Origin of the sequence: Amycolatopsis echigonensis (assembly GCF_014174495.1) — a bacterium.
GTDB classification, from domain to species: domain Bacteria; phylum Actinomycetota; class Actinomycetes; order Mycobacteriales; family Pseudonocardiaceae; genus Amycolatopsis; species Amycolatopsis echigonensis.
The window spans coordinates 95,140-112,755 of record NZ_JACJHR010000021.1 but is presented as its reverse complement, the minus strand read 5'-3'; the positions used below and the strand labels follow the sequence as shown (position 1 = coordinate 112,755).

Below are 17,616 nucleotides of genomic sequence, written 5' to 3'. Positions count from 1 at the left end.
GCGCAGCCGCAGCGTGTACCCGGCGAGCGTGCCGAAAGCGATGGCGAAGCCGATCGTCACCCAGGCCCATTCAGGCATCCCGCATCCGTCCTTCCAGGTGCGGCGCGGTGACGGCGCCGCCCGCGACTTCGGTGTCCTCGGCCGCTTGTGCGGCAGCGAGTTCGTCCTCCAGCGCGGTGAGCCGGAGCCGGGCGCGCAGCAGCATTCCCGCGAACACGGTGAACGCGACCACGTTGAGCAGCAGCACGGCGAGCATCCGGTGGTCGATCGTCGGATCGCCCGGCTTCAGCACTGTCGGCGGCTGGTGCAGCGCCCGCCACCACACCACCGACATGTGCACGACCGGCACCTGCACGACGGCGACCACGCCGAGCACCGCCGAGCGGCGCGCGCGGGCGACCGGATCGAGCGTCGCCCGGCGCAGGGCCAGATAGCCGAGGTAAACGAAGAACATCAGCGCGGTGGTGACCAGGCGGGGGTCCCAGGTCCACCACACGCCCCACACCGGTTTGCCCCACCAGGAGCCGAGCACGATCGTCAGGCCGGTGAACAGCACCCCGAGTTCCGCGCTCGCCGCGGCGAGCCGGTCGAAGCGGGCGCCGCGGCGCCACAGCCACAGCGCGCTGGCGAGCCCGGTGAGGCCGAAACAGAGGTAGGCGACCCACGCGGTGGGCACGTGCACGTACATCAGCCGCTGGTAGTCGCCTTGGAACCGGTCCGGCGGCGCGAGGACCGCGCCGGCGAGACCGGCCGCGAGCAGGACGAGCGCGGCGGCGGGAAGCCGCCTGCCGAACAGGTTCATGACGATTCCTCCAACGCGTTCGCGCCGAGCAGCAGAGCGAGCCAGCCGATTCCGGTGACGGTGACCAGCAGCAGCAACCACAGCCACGGGACCTGCCCGTAGCCGCCTTCCTCGACCAGTTCGGTCGCACCCAGCAGAAGCGGCAGCGCCAGCGGGCAGACCAGCAGCGGCCCGAGCGTGCTGCGGCCTGCCATGCCGTGCACCAACGCGCCGGCGAGAGTGCCGAGAGCCGCGAGCCCGGCAGCAGTCAGCGGAAGCGCTGCCGCCAGCCACGCCCACCCGGCGAGATCAGGCTGGTACAGCGCGATCATCACCGGCAGCAGCAGCGTCTCGAACGCGAGCAGGACGACCGCCGTCGCGGCGGCGCGCCCGCCGAGCCGGGCCGCGGCCGGCATTCCGGTCATCCGGAGCATGGCCAGGTGGCCGGGCGAGTCGGTCGCGGTCTGGCGCAGCGCGACCAGCACGCCGAAGAGCAGCACCACGACCCAGTACATGCCCGTGCCCAGCTGGCTGAGCAGCGGGCGGTCCGCACCGACCGCCATCGGCGTCAGCAGCAGCGCGACGGCGCCGAACGGCGTGATGATCCAGAGCGCTTCGCCCGCGCGCGCCTCGATCCGCAACTCGGCGCCGGCGATGGTCCGTGCCTGGCGGAGCGGAGCGGGGGACAGGACGGTCATCGCCACTCGCTTTCCGGGGCGGGTTCGCGGTGCAGCGCGACGAGACCGCCGTCGAGGAGTTCCCCGACCCGGTCGGCCAGCGCCCAGACCCGCGGCGCGTCGTGCGCGACCACGACCGCGGCCCCGCCGCGCGCCCGGACCCGCTGGACGACCAGGTCGACCAGTCCGAACGACGACCGGTCGAGCCCGGCGTGCGGTTCGTCGAGCAACAGCAGCGCCGGTTCGGTCAGCACCACCCTGGCGAGATCGGCACGGCGGAGCATGCCCTGCGAGCAGTGCTCGGCGCGCCGTCCGGCAGCCCGGCGCAGCCCGACGACGTCGAGCGCGTCCGGCACCGCAGCGGCGTCCCGCCCGGTCAGCGCGGCCACATGGCGGAGATTCTCCTCGAGCGTCAGCCGGGGATGCAACGAGGAATCGTGTCCTGCCAAGGCGATCGACGGCCGTGCAGCACGGACTTCGTCGGTGCCGAGCCGGGCGCCGAGCACTTTTCCGGTGCCGGCCGTGGGACGCAGCAGGGTGGCCAGCACGCGCAGGAGAGTGCTTTTCCCCGCGCCGTTCGGGCCGAGCACGCCGTAGACCTCACCCGCACCGACCGCGAGGTCGAGCGCGCGCAGCACCGGCGTGCGGCCCAACCGCACACCGAGCCCGGTCACCGCGATCACTGGCTCGCCCTGCTCTACTATCATCGATCGTAGAGTACAAGCCCTGGCCTGAGACCAGGTCCCGGCCCCCGACGGCAGGTTTTTCGCTCGTGGATCTGTATGCCTCGCTGTCCCTGGCGATCGCCGCCGGGGTCATTTCGTTCACTTCGCCGTGCGCGCTGCCGCTGCTGCCGGGCTACGTGTCCTACGTCTCCGGGCTCGGCCGCGCCCCGGAGGGGAACCCGACGGCGATGCGCGCCAAGCCGCGGGTGGGCCTGGCGTCCGCGTTGTTCATCGCAGGGTTCACGATCGTGTTCGTCGCGCTCGGCGTCACGGCGTCGGCGTTCGGGCTGCTTTTGGCGCAGCATCGGCAAATTCTGACGATTGCGGGCGGTGTGCTCGTCATCGGCATGGGGCTGGCGTCGCTCGGAGTCGTCCGGATTCCGTTGCTGCAGCGGGAAGCCCGGTTCGACCTGCACCGCGTGCGCAGCGGCCCCGCGGGCGCGGTGGTGCTCGGCGCGGCGTTCGGGCTCGGCTGGACGCCGTGTGTCGGGCCGGTGCTGGCCTCGATCCTCGCGACCGCCGCCAGCAGTGCCACCCTGGGCACCGGCGCGCTGCTGCTGGCGGCCTACTCGCTCGGGCTGGGCGTGCCGTTCGTGTTGGTCGCGATCGGCGTCGCGCGGGGGCAGCGCAGCCTGGCGTGGCTGCGCGCGCACACGCGGAAAGTCGAGATCGCCGGCGGGGTCCTGCTGATCGCGATGGGCGTCGTGATGCTCACCGGAGGCTGGACGCAGCTGATGGGCCGGATGCTGGCGGCGTTCGCCCGGCTGGGCTGGCCTCCGTTGTGATCTCCGGCGGGCACGTATCCGCGGTGCACGCCCGTCGCCGCCACCGCAGCACGACCGCGGCGGCCAATGCGGCCAGCGAGAACGCCGCGAGCAGGGGCTGAACGGGCGCCCAGATGCCGAGCGCGCCGGAGATGCCGAGCAATCCGACCACGATCTTGTTGCACACGGGGCAGCCGACGGCGAACACCGCCGCGGTGACCGAACCGGCCACGCCGGCGCGTCCGCGCGCATCCGCGCTGGGCCGGGGAATCGCGACCCACAATCCGGTGAGGACCGCGGTCAGGACGAGCACCGGGTACTCCCACCACCGCACCGGCGTCATCCGGGTGAACAGCGGGGTGTCGATCACGTCGGTCGGCACCCCGACGGCGAGTGCGCTCACCGCCGCGGCCGCGGCCGCGAGCGTCCAGCGGCGTCCGTTGTCATTCCACATAGGACACCACGGTCATCATTCCGGCCTCGCCGTGGTAGACGTTGTGGCAGTGGGTCAGCCACTGGCCCGGGTTGTCCGCGTCGAAGTCCACCTCGACGGTGCGCCGGGGCAGGACCAGGACGGTGTCCTTGCGCGGGCCGGCCGCTTTCGGCGTGCGTACCTGGAAAGTGTGGCCGTGCAGGTGCATCGGGTGGTACATGTCCGTTTCGTTCACGAACCGCAGGCGTACCCGCTGTCCCTTGCGGACCGGGAGCCCGTCGTTCGGGTTGTACGGTTTCCCGTTGATCGTCCAGTCGTACTTCGCGCCCGGCCCGGCCAGTTTGAGATCGTGGGTGACGTCGGGGGTCTTGTCCTTCAACGAGACCTGGGGTGCTGCGGAGAAATCGGCCACGGTCAGGACTTTCGCGGTCTTCAGCTGCTCGGCGGCCGCGTCGTTCACCGCGGACGCGGTGCTGCCGCCGGCGTGCACCAGCACCTGGGCGTACCCACCCTTGCCCTCGGCGAGAGCAAGGATCGGGACGCCGCTGGAGGGAACGGTGATCACCGCGTCGACCCGTTCGCCCATGCCCAGCAGCACCGTCGCCGCGTTGCCGGGCGCGCTGGCCGGGAAGCCGTCGGTGTGGGTGATCCGCATCGGAACGCCGGGCACGCCGACGCGGAACGCGGTGTCGCCGGCCGCGTTGATCAGCCGGAGCCGGATCCGCTGCCCGGGTTTGGCCTTGACACTGGTCGGCGCGACCGAGCGGGTGCCGTTGGCCAGGAAGTAGGGGTAGGTCACGTCGCCGGCGTCCCCGCCGAGGGTGGCCGACTGCGGCATGCCGCCCATGCCGGACATCGGCGGCATGCCGGAGCCGCTGCCCATTCCTGGCATGTCCGGCATCGAGGACGACTGCCCGCCGCCCATGACCATGCCGTTCTTCTTGAGGTTGGCGAGCACGGCGTCCGGGTCGGTGCCGGTGCCGTCGATCCAGTCGTCGAGGACGACGACCAGCTCCGTGTCGTAGTCGCGGCCGTCCGCCGGGTCCTCGATGACGAGCGGTCCGTACAGGCCCCGGTCGAGCTGGGTGCCGACGTGCGGGTGGAACCAGAACGTGCCGGCCTCCGGCGCGGCGAACTCGTAGGTGAAGTCCTTCCCGGCCGCGATCGCCGGCTGGGTGAGGTCGGGCACGCCGTCCATGTCGTTGCGCAGCGCCAGTCCGTGCCAGTGGATGGTGGTCGGCTGGGGTAGCCGGTTGTTCACCTTCGCGCGCAGCACCTCGCCTCGTTTGAGGCGGATTTCCTGGCCGGGCAGCTGCCCGAAGCTCCAGGTTGCGACCTTGGCCTGCCCGAGGTCGAGTTCGCCTGCCTGTGCGGTCAGCTCGACCTGGCGCACCGGCGCGTTCGCGGCGCGCCGGGCCGCCTCGGCGCGCCCGACCAGCGGCGAGGACGGGCCGATCTTGGCCGGTGCCGCGGCAGATCCGCCGGACGAGCAGGCGGCCAGCCCGAAGGCGGCGGTCGCGCCCGCGCCGAGCACGAGGAAGCCGCGCCGGTTCAGCTGGCGGTTCGGGGCGGTCGGCGAAGGGTCGGCAGGCGTCATGGGGTCCCGATTCCGTTGTCGTTGCGTGGCGAGCGCGTCCGTGAGGGGAACCCTCACGGACTCTGAGTCCCGCGGGGTTCCCTTCACGCCCGCGCCGCGTCCTCCCGGAGCGGGTCCGGGCCTACTAGATTCGATAGTACATATCGGGCGGGTCAGCCGCTTCCGGCGCAGACGACGGTGGGCTCGGGGTTGTAGCGCACGTTGCGGGTGTGCCGGCTGAGCTCCTTGCCGCCGAGGTCGCGGATGACGCGGGTGTCGGAGGCGGTGAAGCCGGGCTTGCCCTGGACCGGTTTGCACGAGGCGTCGGATTTCGTGACGGTGGGCGGGTTCACGAAGTCGTGTTTCGGGCCGGGGACCGATTCGACGTTCACGTGTTTGGTGCCCCACAGCTTGACGGTGATCGAGGAGTTCGTCCAGATCGTCTGGATCGCCACGCCGGTGGCGGAGTCGTTGGCGAACTTCAGGTCGATCACGCTGCTGCCGTCCGGGTTCTGGAACACCGTCGCCTCGCGCGCCGCGGGGTAGCGGCTGATGTAGAAGCTGTGTTCCTTGTGCCCGGCGTCGGTCATGCCGGCGAAGTACGCCGCGTTGTAGGTCGTGGTGGCGAATTGCGAGATGCCGCCGCCGACTTCGCGGGCGGGCACGCCTTCTTCGATCACGCCGGCTTCGACGTAGCCCTGCGGTGTGCCGCGCGGGCCGGTGTAGCCGTTGAGACTGAAGGTTTCGCCGGGCTTGACGATCGCGCCGTTCACCTTCTGGGCGACGACGCGGATGTTCACGCCGGAATCTTGCGCGAACCCGGTGGTCGTGAACTCTCCGATGACTTCCTTGATGCCGAGGCTCTTGACCGCGCCGCTGGTGACCTTCGCCGGTACGTCGGTGTATTTCGCTTGCACCGCCCGGTCTCCCGGGCCGGTGATCGCCTTCAGGAGGCCGGCCAGGGTCTGGTCCCAGTCGATCTGCCGCCCGTCGGTCGACGGCGTGACGACGGGAGAGCCGCTGGAGAAGTCCATCCGGGCGTCCTGGCCCTGCTTCTCGGTGGCTGCCAGTTTGTCGGCGACCGCGCCGAGTTTGTCCTTGTCGAGGCTGGGCACCAGATTTCCGTTGTCGCCGGCCCGGAACCGCAGGGCCGCCGCGATGCGCGCCGGGGTCACGGCGGCGTCGCGGCCGTCGCCTCGCACGGTCGCGGGAGCCGACACCGCGGGTTTGGCGATCTCGTCGACCGCTCGCCGGACTTCGTCGGCCGGGACCTTGGGCTGGAGCGTCCGGATCGGCAGCTTGACGTCCGCGGCGTTCGCCCACTCCGTCACGAGCGCCTGGCGGGCCGCCGTTTCGTCCAGTTCCTGCCCGGCTTCGGGCTGTACGGGCACCGGGGCGACGCCGTCGAAACGCACGTCGCCTTCCGTCATCGGGCGGTCGACGGCCGGGCGGAGGCCGGCGATGACGGCGTTGAGCGCCTGGTCGTCGCCGCTGGACATCACGCGGAATTCGCGGCCCCCGAACAGTGAGCCGAGAAGACCCCACGGGGTCGGGGACTGGGTTCCCGCCTGCGCCACCGTCGCGGCGTAGTCGACCTGGATCTTCGCGGACGCCGGCACGAACCGGGCCGTGCGGTCGCCCGCGCTGACCTGGACGGGCTGGGCAAGGCGCGGTGTCAGCGCCGCGGTCAGCTTGGCCTGGGCCTCTGCCGGGGACAGCCCGCCGACCGCCACGCCGGCGACGGTGGTGCCGCCGGGCACCTCGCCGATCGTCGCGATCGCGCCGATCACGTACGCCACGGCCAGTGCTCCCGCCGCGGCGGCGAGCGCGATGGTCAGCGGGCGCCGCCACCACGGGCGCGCGGCGCCGCTCCCGCCGCCGGGGTCCTGGTCGTCCGGATCCGTCGACGGCCAGCTCGCGTTGTCGGTCGCTGGATGCAAGAAAACCCCCGGGTAGCCGTGGTTTTGCCGCGTGCGGCGGTGCAGGGAGCCCAGGCTACTATCGTCCATAGTTGCCCGGTCGGGCGGGCCAGCGGCGGGGGATCCGGTCCTCACATCGACGCCAGGTCCCCGCGCAGGGCGGCGAGCGCGAGCCCGGCGAGGGGGCCGAGCACGAGGGATCCGGCCGCGGTGACGTACGCGGTCGCGGCCGCCCAGCCGCCGGGAACGGCCGGGTCCGGCTCGTCGCTCCGGCGGACGGCGGGGGTGATCCAGCGCAGGTAGTAGAACAGGCTCGCCACGGTGTTGACGGCTGCGACGACGACCAGCCAGGCGTAGCCGCCGTCGAGCGCCGCGGCGAAGATCGTCAGCTTGCCGGTGAAGACCGCGGTGGGCGGAGTGCCGACCAGCCCGAGCAGGCACACCACCAGGCTGACGGCGAGCCAGGGCTGGTGCCGCAGGAGCCCGCGATACTCGTCGATCGTCCGCCGCCCCGGCAGCGCGCAAACGACCGCGAAGGCGCCGAGGTTGGTGACCGCGTAAGCGCCGAGGTAGAGCAGCATGCTCGGCAGGGCCAGCTCGTTGCGTCCGGCCACGGCGACGGCCATCAGGAGGTAGCCGACCTGGCTGATGGTGGAGTAGCCGAGCAGGCGGCGGACGTCGCGCTGGAAGAACGCGGCGAGGTTGCCAAGCGTCATGGTGGCGGCGGCGACGATGGCGATCAGCAGGGCCCAGTCGAGGTGCGAGCCGGTCATCGCGGCGGCCAGGCGGTACGCCGCGACGACGCCGCCGATTTTGGGGACGGTGGTGAGGAACGCGGCGGCGGGCGGGCGGGTGCCTTCGGTGACATCGGGGATCCAGAAGTGCGCCGGGACCGCGCCCATCTTGAACAGCAGCCCGGCGAGCACGCCGACGAAGCCGACGGCGACGGCGGCCGCCGGGGCAGTGCCGAGCGCCTTCTGCAAGTCGGCGTAGGCGCTAGAGCCGCCGACTCCGAACAAGACGGTGGCTCCGGCCAGCATGATGATCCCGAGCAGCGCGCCGAGCAGGTAGAACTTGAGCGCTCCCTCGGTGCCGGCGTCGTCTTTGGCGAACCCGGCGACCGCGTACAGCGGGATGCTCGCGAGCAGGTACGCGGCGACCAGGAGCAACAGATCGTTCGCGCCGGTGAGGACGATCGTGCCCAGCGCCGCGAGCAGGATCAGGACGTACCACTCGCTCTCGCGCGGCGCGGACCGGAACTCTCGCGCGCTCACGCCGAGGGTGAGCAGCACGGCGACCAGGACGATGACGCGTCCGGCGTTGGTGCCGACGTCGATCGCGTAGCTGCCGCCGAAGACCGTGCGGACCGGATCGCCCCAAACCGCCACGGTCGCGGCCAGCCCGGCCGCGCAGGCGAGCGCGGCGAGGAGGCGGACCGGCCATTGCCGCCGGCGCGGCAGGTAGGAGCCCAGCAACAGCCCCGCGACCGAGGCGACCGCGAGGATGATCTCCGGCAGCAGCGCGAGCGGGTCTTCGTTCATCGTCTCCACGGCGCGGTCACCGGGCCAGGAGGTTCAGGACCGACCGCGACGCGGGTTCGATCAGGTCGAGCAGGAACCGCGGGAAGACCCCGATCACGACGGCGAGCACCAGCAGCGGCGCGATCGAGACGCCCTCGGCGACGGTGAGGTCCGCGGCCGGCGTGCCGGGCTTGCCGAGGAACACTTTCTGGAACGCGCGCAGGAACAGCGCGGCGGTCACCAGGATGCCGAGGAACGCCAGCACGGTCGCGACCGGGGCGGCGCCGAGGGAACCGGTGAAGATCTGGAACTCCGCGATGAAGCCGGAGAAACCCGGCAGTCCCAGGGAAGCGAAGGCGGCCGCGGCAGTCAGGCCCGCGAACCGGGGTGCGCTCGCGGCCAGCCCGCCGAACCGGTCGAGGTCGTAGGTGCCGCCGCGTTCGTAGAGGACTCCGGCGAGGAGGAACAGCGCGCCGGTGATCAGGCCGTGGCTCACCATCTGCGTGACCGCGCCGGTCACGGCCAGCTCGCGGGCTTCGCTCGCCGAGCCCGCGGCCATCCCGGCCGCGCCGATCGCCAGGATGATGTATCCCATGTGGTTGACCGAGGTGTAGGCGATCATCCGCTTGAAGTCCCGCTGGCCCAGCGCGACCAACGCTCCATAAAGGACACTCACCACCCCGGCCACGACGAACACGACCGCGTAGCGGCGCCACGTGCCGGGCAGGATCGGCATGGCGATCCGGATGAAGCCGTAGGTCCCCATCTTCAGCAGCACCCCGGCCAGGATCGCCGAACCGGCGGCAGGCGCTTCGGTGTGCGCGGGCGGAAGCCAGGTGTGGAACGGCACGGTCGGGGTCTTGATCGCGAACCCGACGCCGAGCGCCAGCAGCACCAGGCCCGCGGCCCAGCCGCCGCCGGCCAGCGGGTTCTGGCGGGTCAGTTCGACGATGTCGAAGGTGTGCGGCGCGGCCGTGACATAGAGCGCGATGAAACCGACGAGCAGCGCGAGCGACCCGAGGAAGGTGTAGAGGAAGAACTTGAGCGCGGCCCGCGCGGCGTCGCGATGGCCCCAGCCGGCGATCACGAAGTACATGCCCACAATGGACAGATCGAAGAAAACGAAGAACAGGATCAGGTCGAGCGCCACGAACAGCCCGAGGCTCACCGTCTCCAGGAACAGGAACAACGCGGCGAACGACCGTACTTGCTTCTCTTGCCGCAGCGAATAAATCGCGCAGGCGAGGAAAAGCCCGGCGGTCAAGACCACGAGCGGCAGGCTGAGGCCGTCCACCCCGAGGTGGTAGCCCGAGCTGATGCTGGGAATCCACCGCAGGTTCACTTCGTAGGCATAGCCGTCGCCGGCGGGACGAGCCGCCCACAGGACAATCGTCAGCAGGAAATCGGCCGCCGCGACGGCGAGCCACCACCAGCGCACGAACCGGTCGCCGGCGCGCGGGATCGCGAACGGGACCACCGCGGCCGCCAAGGGCAGGAACACCACGACGCTGAGCACGCGTCACCTCACGTTCGTCACAGGAAGATCACCAGAATGGCCAGGACGCCCAGAGCGATCGCGGCTTGGGCGTAGTAGTGGTGCAGCTGCCCGGTCTGCGGCCGGCGCGCGAGCCGCCCGAGCGCTTGCGCGCCGCCGGACACGCCGCGGACGACGGCCTCGATCGACACCTCGACGCGCAGATCGGCCAGCCGGGCCAGCGCCGCGCCGGTCGCCGCGGCCGCGCGCACGCCGCCGTCCACGACCCGGTCGTCGAAGCGGGCGAGACTACGCGCCAGCCAGTCGGCCGGCACGACGAAAGCCCGGTGCGCCAAGCGTTCCAGCCGCAACCAGTCGGCCAGCGCTCCGTTCTCGGGCAGCGTTCGGGCACGGGTCCAGGCCGCGGCCCCCGCGACACCGGCGACGGCGATGACGCCGGACGCGGCCAGCTGCGCCCAGCCCGGTTCGACGGGCTCCGCGGCGCCGAGGAGTTCGGCGAACCGCCGCGACAGGCCGGGCACACCGCCGATCCCGAGCAGCGCGGCGGCGGCCGCGAGGACGGGCAACGGCGCGAGCAGCAGCGCGGGCAGGCGATCGCCCGGCGCGGTGCCGGCGGGAGCCCAGAGGATGGTCAGGATCCGTCCGACGTAGGCGCCGCTGACCAGTGCGGCGGCAAGGCCGGCGACGTACAGCGCCGGGGAGTGCGCGAGCGCGGACGCGAGCACCGCGTCCTTGGTCACCCAGATCGACAGCGGCGGCACCCCGGCCAGCGTCAGCGCGCCGATGCTGAAAACCGCGCCCAGCAACGGATACCGCCGTGCCGCGCCGCGCAGCCGATGCAGATCCTTCGTCCCCAGCCCGAAGAGCCAGGCCCCGGCGCCGAGGAACAGCAGGCTCTTCGTCGCCGCGTGCGCGACCAGCTGGCCGGTCCCGGCTGCCTGGCCCCCGGCTCCGGCGGCGAGCACCATGAACCCGATCTGCGAACACGTCGAGGCCGCCAGCACCTGCTTGAGGTCCCGTTGCACCACCGCCACCACGCCGAGGACGAGCGCCGTCACCACCCCGGCCCAGGCCGCCGTGTCCGCGGCCCAGCCCGTCGCCCCCAGCAACGGCTCGACCCGGATCAGCAGGTACGCCCCGGCGGCGACCATCGTGGCCGAGTGCAGCAGTGCCGAGACCGGGCTCGGGCCGTCCATCGCGCGGGAAAGCCAGAAGCTGAACGGCAGCTGCGCGGACTTCCCCAGCGCGGCCAGCACCAGTCCGGCCGCGACGGCGTCGCGCCAGCCGCCCGCCGCGCCGGGAAGCCCGGCGAGGGCGAGCCCCGGGACCCCGCCCGCCAGCGCCGCCCCTGCCGCGAGATACAGGCCGAGATCGCCCGACCTCGTGGCGAGGAACGCGATCGCCCCGGATTCCACCCGGCGGTTCTCCTGCCACCAGAAGCCGATCAGGGCGTACGAACAGGCCCCCATGACCTCCCAGGCCATCAACAGGACGACGAGGTCGCGCGCGGTGACGGTGACCAGCATGGCCCCGGCGAACACCAGCATCAGCCCGTGAAAACGCGCCCGTGATTCCTCGGCGCCGAACTCGCCGGCCGCGAACACCAGCACCGCCGCCAGAACCGCGGCGACAGTGATCACCATGACCGCGGACAGCCCGTCCACCGCCAGCCCGATCGGCAGGTTCGCGAGCAGCGGAACGGTCACGGCGGGCCGGGCGACCGCGGCGGCGACCGCCAGCGCGAGCGTCGCCACGGCGATGCCCATGCCGACCGCGGGCGCGATCCGGTCGCCGCTGCGGCGCGAAAGCAGCAGCACCGCACCGGCGACGAGGGGAAGACCGATCAACAGCCACAGCGTCATCGGATCAGCCCTTGAGGTCGGCGGCGGAGTCGGTCAGGTCGACGTCACGACGCCGGAAGATCGCCGTGACGACGGCGAAGCCGACCGCCATGTCCACCGCCATCAGCGTCACCGCGACGAGCACGACGACCTGGCCGTCGGGCCGATCGGGGGAGACGAAGTACCAGAAGGCGGCTCCGGCGACGATCACCGCGTTCGCCATCAGCTCCAGGCCCATCATGATCATCACGATGGACTGCTGCGACAACGCGCCGTACAGGCCGACGCTGAACAACGCCGCGGCCAGCAAGAGAAAAGCCTGCAGGGTCACCGGTTCAGCCCTCCCCGCACCGGATCGTCCGGACGTTTCGCGTCCAGACGGTCGCCGTAGCGGTCGTACCGGCCGCGGTGGGTCGCCAGGACGACGGTGGCGACCATCGTGGCGAACAGGCACAGCCCGAGCACCATCATGACGAGCATCTTCGACCCCATCAGCGCCTCGCCCAGCGCCCGTGTCGGGTCGGCCGGGCGCGGCCGGGCGGATGCCGGCCACGGAACCAGGAAAATCCCGGCGGCCAGCGCGGCGAACACCGCGCCGGAGATCGCGAGCGAGCCCTTCTGGTTGTGCACCATCGTCATCGGCATCAACCCGGCCGGGTTCATCATGTACATGATCATGAAGACGACCATCACGACCATCTCCATGATCATCATCAGCACGACCAGGATCCCGAGGTAGGCCAGGTTCAGCAGCAGGAGCGTGCCCGCCGCGAAGACGAACGACGCCAGCAGAGCGAAGGTCGCCCGCGCCATCGAGTCGACCCGGAACACCGCGACTCCCGTCGCGACCGCCGCGACGGCGCAGGCCCAGAACGCGACTTGTGTCCACATGCGACTGCTCCCTTCCTCAGCGAACGAGCACAACGACAGCGACGACCAGCGCCTGCACCAGCGTCACCGGGATCAGCACGACCCAGGCGATCTCCTGGTAGCGCTCCATCCGCACGGTCGGCAGCCGGCGTTTCAGCCACACCAGCACGGCCAGCACCGCGAGGGTCTTGACCACCGACCACAACCACGGCGGCAGCAGCGGCCCGGCGCCGCCGCCGAGGAACAGCGGCACCGCGAACGCCGCCCCGGACACCAGCAGCAGCCAGCGTCCGCCGAGGAACACCAGACGGTCCACTCCGGACAGTTCGGCCGCCGCTCCGCCGGACGCGTCGGAGCCGACCGGGTGATCGAACGGGCCCCAGAACGCCATCGCCGGAACCGACAGCAGGTACCCGGCGAATGCGGCGGGCATCCACACCGCGAACCACAGTGAACTCTGCGCGGCCACCACATCCGGCACCCGCAGCGAACCCGCGCCCAGCGCCGCGGTGATCAACGCGAACATGTGCGGCAGCTCGTAGGCCAGCCCCTGCGCGATGAACCGGTAGCTCCCGACCAGGCCGTACGCCGAGTTGGCGCCCCAGCCGACCAGCCAGACGGCCGCCCAGGCCACCACCTCCATGGCGTTGAACCAGACGATGCCGATCGAGAAGTCCGCGACCGGCCGCTGGCCGAATGGGGTGACCAGCGACGCGAGCACGGCGGCGGCCAGGAGCGCGACCGCTCCGCTCTGTCCTAAGAGGACATCTGCGGCCAGTGTGCGCCGCCGCTGCTGCACCAGGAATCCGGCGAGGTCGCGCAGCGGGAGGGTCAGCGCCTGTCGTGCCGGTGCTCCCGCGGTCCGGGCGGTGAGCACGGCGTCCGTCGACGCGGTCGCCGCGGCGAGGGCCGCCAGCACGAGCGGCAGGAGCAATCCTGCCCACCAGGGCAGTTCGTCACGCATGGGTCACCCGCGTCCGCTCGAGATCGGGATCGAGCCCGGCGACGATCAACCGCGCCGCCGCGAGTTCGGCACCGGCGAGCAGATCGGGCAGCAGAGCGAGAATTTCGTCCGGGTCCTCGACGGTGGCCGGTGCGGTGCCGGTCGCCTCGTCGAGCCAGCGGTACAGGCGATCGGCGGTGTCGCCGGCCAGCGCTCCGCGGTCGAGCCGCCCCAGCCCGGACAACGACCAGCGCAGCGTCCTCGACCGCCGGACGCGGCGGGCCCACCGGGCCAGCTGGCCGCCGACGTCGCGTCCGGCGAGCAGATCGTCGCGCAACCGGCAGGCGGCGACGGCGGCGTCCTCCCAGCCCGCGACGGACAGCAGCCGCGCGCAGCTGTCGAGCCGTCGCGCGGCGATCCGGGTGCTTTCGAGCGGGAGCGTGTCCCAGAACGGCTCCATGCCGTGCGGGTGGCCGCGCACCGCTTCGACTTCGGCCTCTTGGATCACGTCGCCTTGCAGCGTTGTCCGCACCAGCAGCCCGGCCGGCCACGCGGGCAGCACCGGGCCGAGCGGCACGGTGAGCCGGTCGAGTTTCAGGCCGTCGCGGTCGTCGGCGCGGTCCGCCATCGGGATGCCGCCGGGCATGGACATCCCGCCCATGTCGTGTCCGTGGTGCCCGCTGTGCCCCATGTCGTGGGACTGGTGCTCGCTGTGGCCCATGTCGTGGCCTTGGTGCCCGCCATCGTCCGAGTCGTGGGCTTGGTGGCCGTGCTTGCTCATGTCGTGCCCGCCGTGCCCCATGCCGGGCTCAGCGTCGCCGCCGTGGTGCATCTCGTGGCCGTGCATTCCGTGGTTGTCGGCCGGAGGATGCTGACTGCGGGCTGCTTCGTGGCGGTCCAGGTCGGCATCCGGCGGCAGCACCCCGGAGCGGAGCTGCTGTTCCGCCTCGGTCAGCTTGGCGTCCGCCTCGGCGGGATCGGCGATGTCGGCTCGGGACCGGGGTTCCGGGACGACGCGCCACACGGCTTCGAGGAACGGCTCCATCGCCGGATCCTGCGGTCCGGCGACGATCAGCAGGTTCGCTTCGGCCGGGTTCAGCGCGGGACGCCAGCCGCGCCGGCGGACCCGCTGTTCCGCGGCGAGCCGGGCGGCAGTTCCCCCGACCGTGCTGACGAGCAGCGGCCGCACCGAAATCCGTTGGAGCAGCCAGGCGGTCAGGTCCATCGGAACACGCCTTCCCGCCGCGCGTACCAGACTCCGGCGAAGAGCACGGCGAGGAACGCGAACATCTCCACGACCGCCGTGGTCCCGACTTCCTTGACGACCAGCGTCCACGGGTACATGAAGACCATCTCCATGTCGAAGGCGAGGAACACCATGGTGATCGGGTACCAGCGGACGTGGAAACGGGACACCGCGTGCTCGGCCGGGGAACCGCCGGAGAGGAACGGCAGGACGTCCCGTGCGGTCGGCGCGAGCCGGACCAGCCGCGCGAAGGCGTAGCCGCCGGCGGCCAGCAGGACAACCGCGGCAAGGGCCGCGAGCGCACCCAGCACTCCGCCTCCTCGGTCTGCATCGGTCTACTACGGAGCTTAGAGGGCCGGACCGGGACCGGCAGTTCGACGCTCCTATACGGGTACGGGGTAATGCTATAGGGGCGCTCGCGGGCTGTCGATCTGGGATCGGCTTCGGTGCAGAGGGCGGGTTGGAGCGGTGTTTCGTACGGGTGGGCCGTGGCATGGAAACGCCAGGCGGCCGGTGAGCGGGCGACCTCGGCAGGTTTCCTGTGTTCCGGTTCCGGGGCGCGTGATCTGGCGGGGTGGCTCGGACAGACGAGCAGGTGGGGCCGCTCGACTGTCCTCTTCGGACGCTGCGGCCGGCGGGATGTCGTTGGCCTGGAACTGTGGCGATTCGTCGACCTCGCGCGGCGGGCCCGGACGGCTGGTGCCCCGGCCATCTCCGGGAGAACACACCGCGGCGGCCGAAATCCGCTGCTGGCAAGAAAGTCGCGACGATCGGCAGCGTCAGGTTCCGGACGTCGCGGCTTCCCGATCTCCGCCGGCGGCCGGTGCGGACTCGCGGACGGCGCGGCGCCAGGCCGCCGCGCGCAGGAGGCGGAGGCCGTTGAGGCCGACGATGACCGTGGAGCCTTCGTGTCCGGCGACGCCGAGCGGGAGCGGGAGGGTGCCGATCAGGTCCCAGAGGACCAGGGCGGTGATGAAGGTCGCGGCGATGACGAGGTTGGCGGTGACGACGCGGCGGGCTCGGCGCGACAGCGCGATGACGGCGGGGACCGTGGCGAGGTCGTCGCGGATGATCACGGCGTCGGCGGTCTGCAGGGTCAGGTCGGATCCCGCTCCGCCCATCGCGATTCCGGTGTGGGCGGCGGCGAGCGCGGGGGCGTCGTTGATGCCGTCGCCGATCACGGTGACGCGCTGGCCGTCGGCTGCCAGTTCGCGCACGGCGATGACCTTGTCGTCGGGCAGCAGCCCGGCGCGCACGTCGGCGATCCCGACCTGGCCGGCCAGTTTCCGGGCTGTGGCATGGTTGTCTCCGGTCAACAGGACCGGGGCGGCGCCGGTGAGCCGGGTGACTGCCGCGACGGTGCCGGCGGCTTCGGGGCGCAGCTGGTCGGTGATCGCCAGTACCGCGATCGGCTGGTGCTCGCACCGCACGACCACGGCGGTGCTGCCGCGCTGCTGCAGGGCGTCGACCGCGGAGGCGGCGGTGGCGAGGCCGGCCGTGCCGTCTCCCTCCGGCAGGAGGGCGCCAGGCGAGCCGACTTGGATGAACCGGTCCTCTACCCGCGCGGAGACGCCGCGCCCGGGCTGGGCGCTGAATTCGTCGACGGCGGGCAGTTCGAGGCCGCGGGCTCGGGCTGCCCGCACGACAGCGGCGGCGAGCGGGTGCTCGCTGGGGTGCTCGGCCGCTGCGGCCAGCCGCAGGACGTCGTCTTCGGTGAAGCGCGTACCGGGCAGGACGCGGATCTCGGCCAGCTCCGGGACGCCGCGGGTGAGAGTGCCGGTCTTGTCGAAGGCGACGCGGGTGGTCGCGCCGAGCTGCTCCATCACGACGGCGGACTTGGCGAGCACGCCGTGGCGCCCGGCGTTGGCGATCGCGGCCAGCAGCGGCGGCATCGTCGCGAGGACCACCGCGCAGGGCGAGGCGACGATCATGAACGTCATCGCGCGCAACAGCGAGTCCTGCAGCGGGTCGCCCCACAGCAGCGGGAGCACGAACAGGGCGATGGTCGCGGCGACCATGCCGAGCGAGTAGCGCTGCTCGACTTTTTCGATGAACAGCTGGGTTTTCGCCTTGGTCCGGCTGGCCTGCTCGACCAGGGAAGCGATGCGGGCGACGACGGAGTCTTCGGCGCGGCGGTCCACGCGCACCCGCAGCGACCCGGTGCCGTTGAGGGTGCCGGCGAACACCTCGTCGCCGGTCGTCTTGTCCACCGGCAGCGGTTCGCCGGTGATGGTCGCCTGGTCGACTTCGCTGGCCCCGCCCACGACCGCGCCGTCGGCGGCGATGCGCTCGCCGGGCCGCACCAGCACGACGTCGCCGACCTCCAGATCGGCCGCCCGCACCGTGTGCTCGGCGCCGTCGGGGCCGAGGCGGGTCGCGGTTTCGGGCGCGAGGTCGAGCAGGCCGCGGACCGCGTCCTCGGTGCGGGCGGTGGCCAGTGCCTCCAGCGCGCCGGAGGTGGCGAAGATGACGATCAGCAGGCCGCCGTCCATCACCTGCCCGATCGCCGCGGCCCCGATCGCGGCGGCGACCATCAGCAGGTCGACGTCCAGGGTCTTCTCGCGCAGCGCCTGCAGCCCGGCCCATCCGGGTTCCCATCCGCCGGTGATGTAGCAGGCCAGGTACAGCGCCCACCACGCCCACGCCGGACCGCCGGCCAGCTGCACGGCCAGCCCGGCCAGGAACAGCGCCAGCGCGGCCGCGGCCCAGCGCATCTCCGCCAGCGCGAACAGCCGGGTCCGCCGTGCGGGGACAGCCTCGGCAGACGCCGCGACAGCTGAAGCGCCGGCTGCGACGGTGGGCGACGAGACCACGAGGAACCTCCAA

At 72.0% G+C, this 17,616-nt stretch carries 16 protein-coding genes; 1 reads left to right on the top strand and 15 read right to left on the bottom strand.

Annotated elements, in window-relative coordinates; translation table 11 throughout:
- Positions 1-70 precede the first annotated feature (70 nt).
- The 3 genes from ccsA to H5411_RS17090 are packed head-to-tail and all read right to left on the bottom strand — an operon-like array spanning position 71 to position 2,165.
- Positions 71-802 carry a cytochrome c biogenesis protein CcsA gene (gene ccsA / locus H5411_RS17100; protein WP_037359819.1) on the bottom strand — a complete coding sequence of 244 codons (732 nt, stop codon included), beginning with the start codon at positions 800-802 and terminating at the stop codon, positions 71-73.
- Positions 799-1,479 carry a heme exporter protein CcmB gene (locus H5411_RS17095; protein ID WP_037359982.1) on the bottom strand — a complete coding sequence of 227 codons (681 nt, stop codon included), beginning with the start codon at positions 1,477-1,479 and terminating at the stop codon, positions 799-801. The genes ccsA and H5411_RS17095 overlap by 4 nt, the downstream gene beginning before the upstream one ends.
- Entirely contained in the window at positions 1,476-2,165 is a 690-nt protein-coding gene (locus tag H5411_RS17090) for an ATP-binding cassette domain-containing protein (protein WP_051165927.1), read from the bottom strand. The genes H5411_RS17095 and H5411_RS17090 overlap by 4 nt, the downstream gene beginning before the upstream one ends.
- 65 nt (positions 2,166-2,230) lie before the next feature.
- Here H5411_RS17090 and H5411_RS17085 point away from each other — a divergent pair, with 65 nt between their 5' ends.
- Complete coding sequence (locus H5411_RS17085) at positions 2,231-2,968, top strand: cytochrome c biogenesis CcdA family protein (protein ID WP_037359821.1); 738 nt, start codon at positions 2,231-2,233, stop codon at positions 2,966-2,968.
- Here H5411_RS17085 and H5411_RS17080 read toward each other — a convergent pair.
- From H5411_RS17080 to H5411_RS17025, 12 genes are all read right to left on the bottom strand, one after another.
- Positions 2,895-3,401: a hypothetical protein gene (locus H5411_RS17080; RefSeq protein ID WP_051165928.1), complete on the bottom strand. Its 507-nt coding sequence runs from the start codon at positions 3,399-3,401 to the stop codon at positions 2,895-2,897. The two genes, H5411_RS17085 and H5411_RS17080, sit on opposite strands and share 74 nt — an antisense overlap.
- Positions 3,391-4,977, bottom strand: coding sequence for a multicopper oxidase family protein (locus H5411_RS17075; RefSeq protein WP_051165929.1), 1,587 nt, complete (start codon positions 4,975-4,977; stop codon positions 3,391-3,393). The genes H5411_RS17080 and H5411_RS17075 overlap by 11 nt, the downstream gene beginning before the upstream one ends.
- 152 nt (positions 4,978-5,129) lie before the next feature.
- Positions 5,130-6,965 (bottom strand): VanW family protein, encoded by a 1,836-nt coding sequence (locus tag H5411_RS17070; protein WP_081655053.1) that lies wholly within the window; start codon positions 6,963-6,965, stop codon positions 5,130-5,132.
- A gap of 41 nt (positions 6,966-7,006) precedes the next feature.
- Entirely contained in the window at positions 7,007-8,416 is a 1,410-nt protein-coding gene (locus H5411_RS17065; protein WP_037359823.1) for an NADH-quinone oxidoreductase subunit N, read from the bottom strand.
- Positions 8,417-8,432: 16 nt separating this feature from the next.
- Positions 8,433-9,911 carry a complex I subunit 4 family protein gene (locus H5411_RS17060; RefSeq protein ID WP_101437991.1) on the bottom strand — a complete coding sequence of 493 codons (1,479 nt, stop codon included), beginning with the start codon at positions 9,909-9,911 and terminating at the stop codon, positions 8,433-8,435.
- A gap of 17 nt (positions 9,912-9,928) precedes the next feature.
- Positions 9,929-11,752 (bottom strand): NADH-quinone oxidoreductase subunit 5 family protein, encoded by a 1,824-nt coding sequence (locus tag H5411_RS17055; protein WP_101437992.1) that lies wholly within the window; start codon positions 11,750-11,752, stop codon positions 9,929-9,931.
- Between the two features lie 4 nt (positions 11,753-11,756).
- Positions 11,757-12,062, bottom strand: coding sequence for an NADH-quinone oxidoreductase subunit NuoK (nuoK, locus tag H5411_RS17050; protein WP_101437993.1), 306 nt, complete (start codon positions 12,060-12,062; stop codon positions 11,757-11,759).
- The gene (locus H5411_RS17045; protein ID WP_101437994.1) at positions 12,059-12,622 is read right to left on the bottom strand and encodes an NADH-quinone oxidoreductase subunit J; all 564 of its coding nucleotides are present in this window, start codon (positions 12,620-12,622) and stop codon (positions 12,059-12,061) included. The genes nuoK and H5411_RS17045 overlap by 4 nt, the downstream gene beginning before the upstream one ends.
- 16 nt (positions 12,623-12,638) lie before the next feature.
- A complete protein-coding gene (locus H5411_RS17040) occupies positions 12,639-13,565 on the bottom strand; it encodes a complex I subunit 1 family protein (RefSeq protein ID WP_101437995.1) in 927 nt (308 codons plus the stop codon).
- Positions 13,558-14,769: a hypothetical protein gene (locus H5411_RS17035; RefSeq protein WP_101437996.1), complete on the bottom strand. Its 1,212-nt coding sequence runs from the start codon at positions 14,767-14,769 to the stop codon at positions 13,558-13,560. Before H5411_RS17035 ends, H5411_RS17040 begins: the two co-directional genes overlap by 8 nt.
- Complete coding sequence (locus H5411_RS17030) at positions 14,760-15,101, bottom strand: NADH-quinone oxidoreductase subunit A (RefSeq protein ID WP_037359835.1); 342 nt, start codon at positions 15,099-15,101, stop codon at positions 14,760-14,762. The genes H5411_RS17035 and H5411_RS17030 overlap by 10 nt, the downstream gene beginning before the upstream one ends.
- A 468-nt stretch (positions 15,102-15,569) precedes the next feature.
- Entirely contained in the window at positions 15,570-17,504 is a 1,935-nt protein-coding gene (locus tag H5411_RS17025; RefSeq protein ID WP_101441100.1) for a heavy metal translocating P-type ATPase, read from the bottom strand.
- Positions 17,505-17,616: the final 112 nt, after the last annotated feature.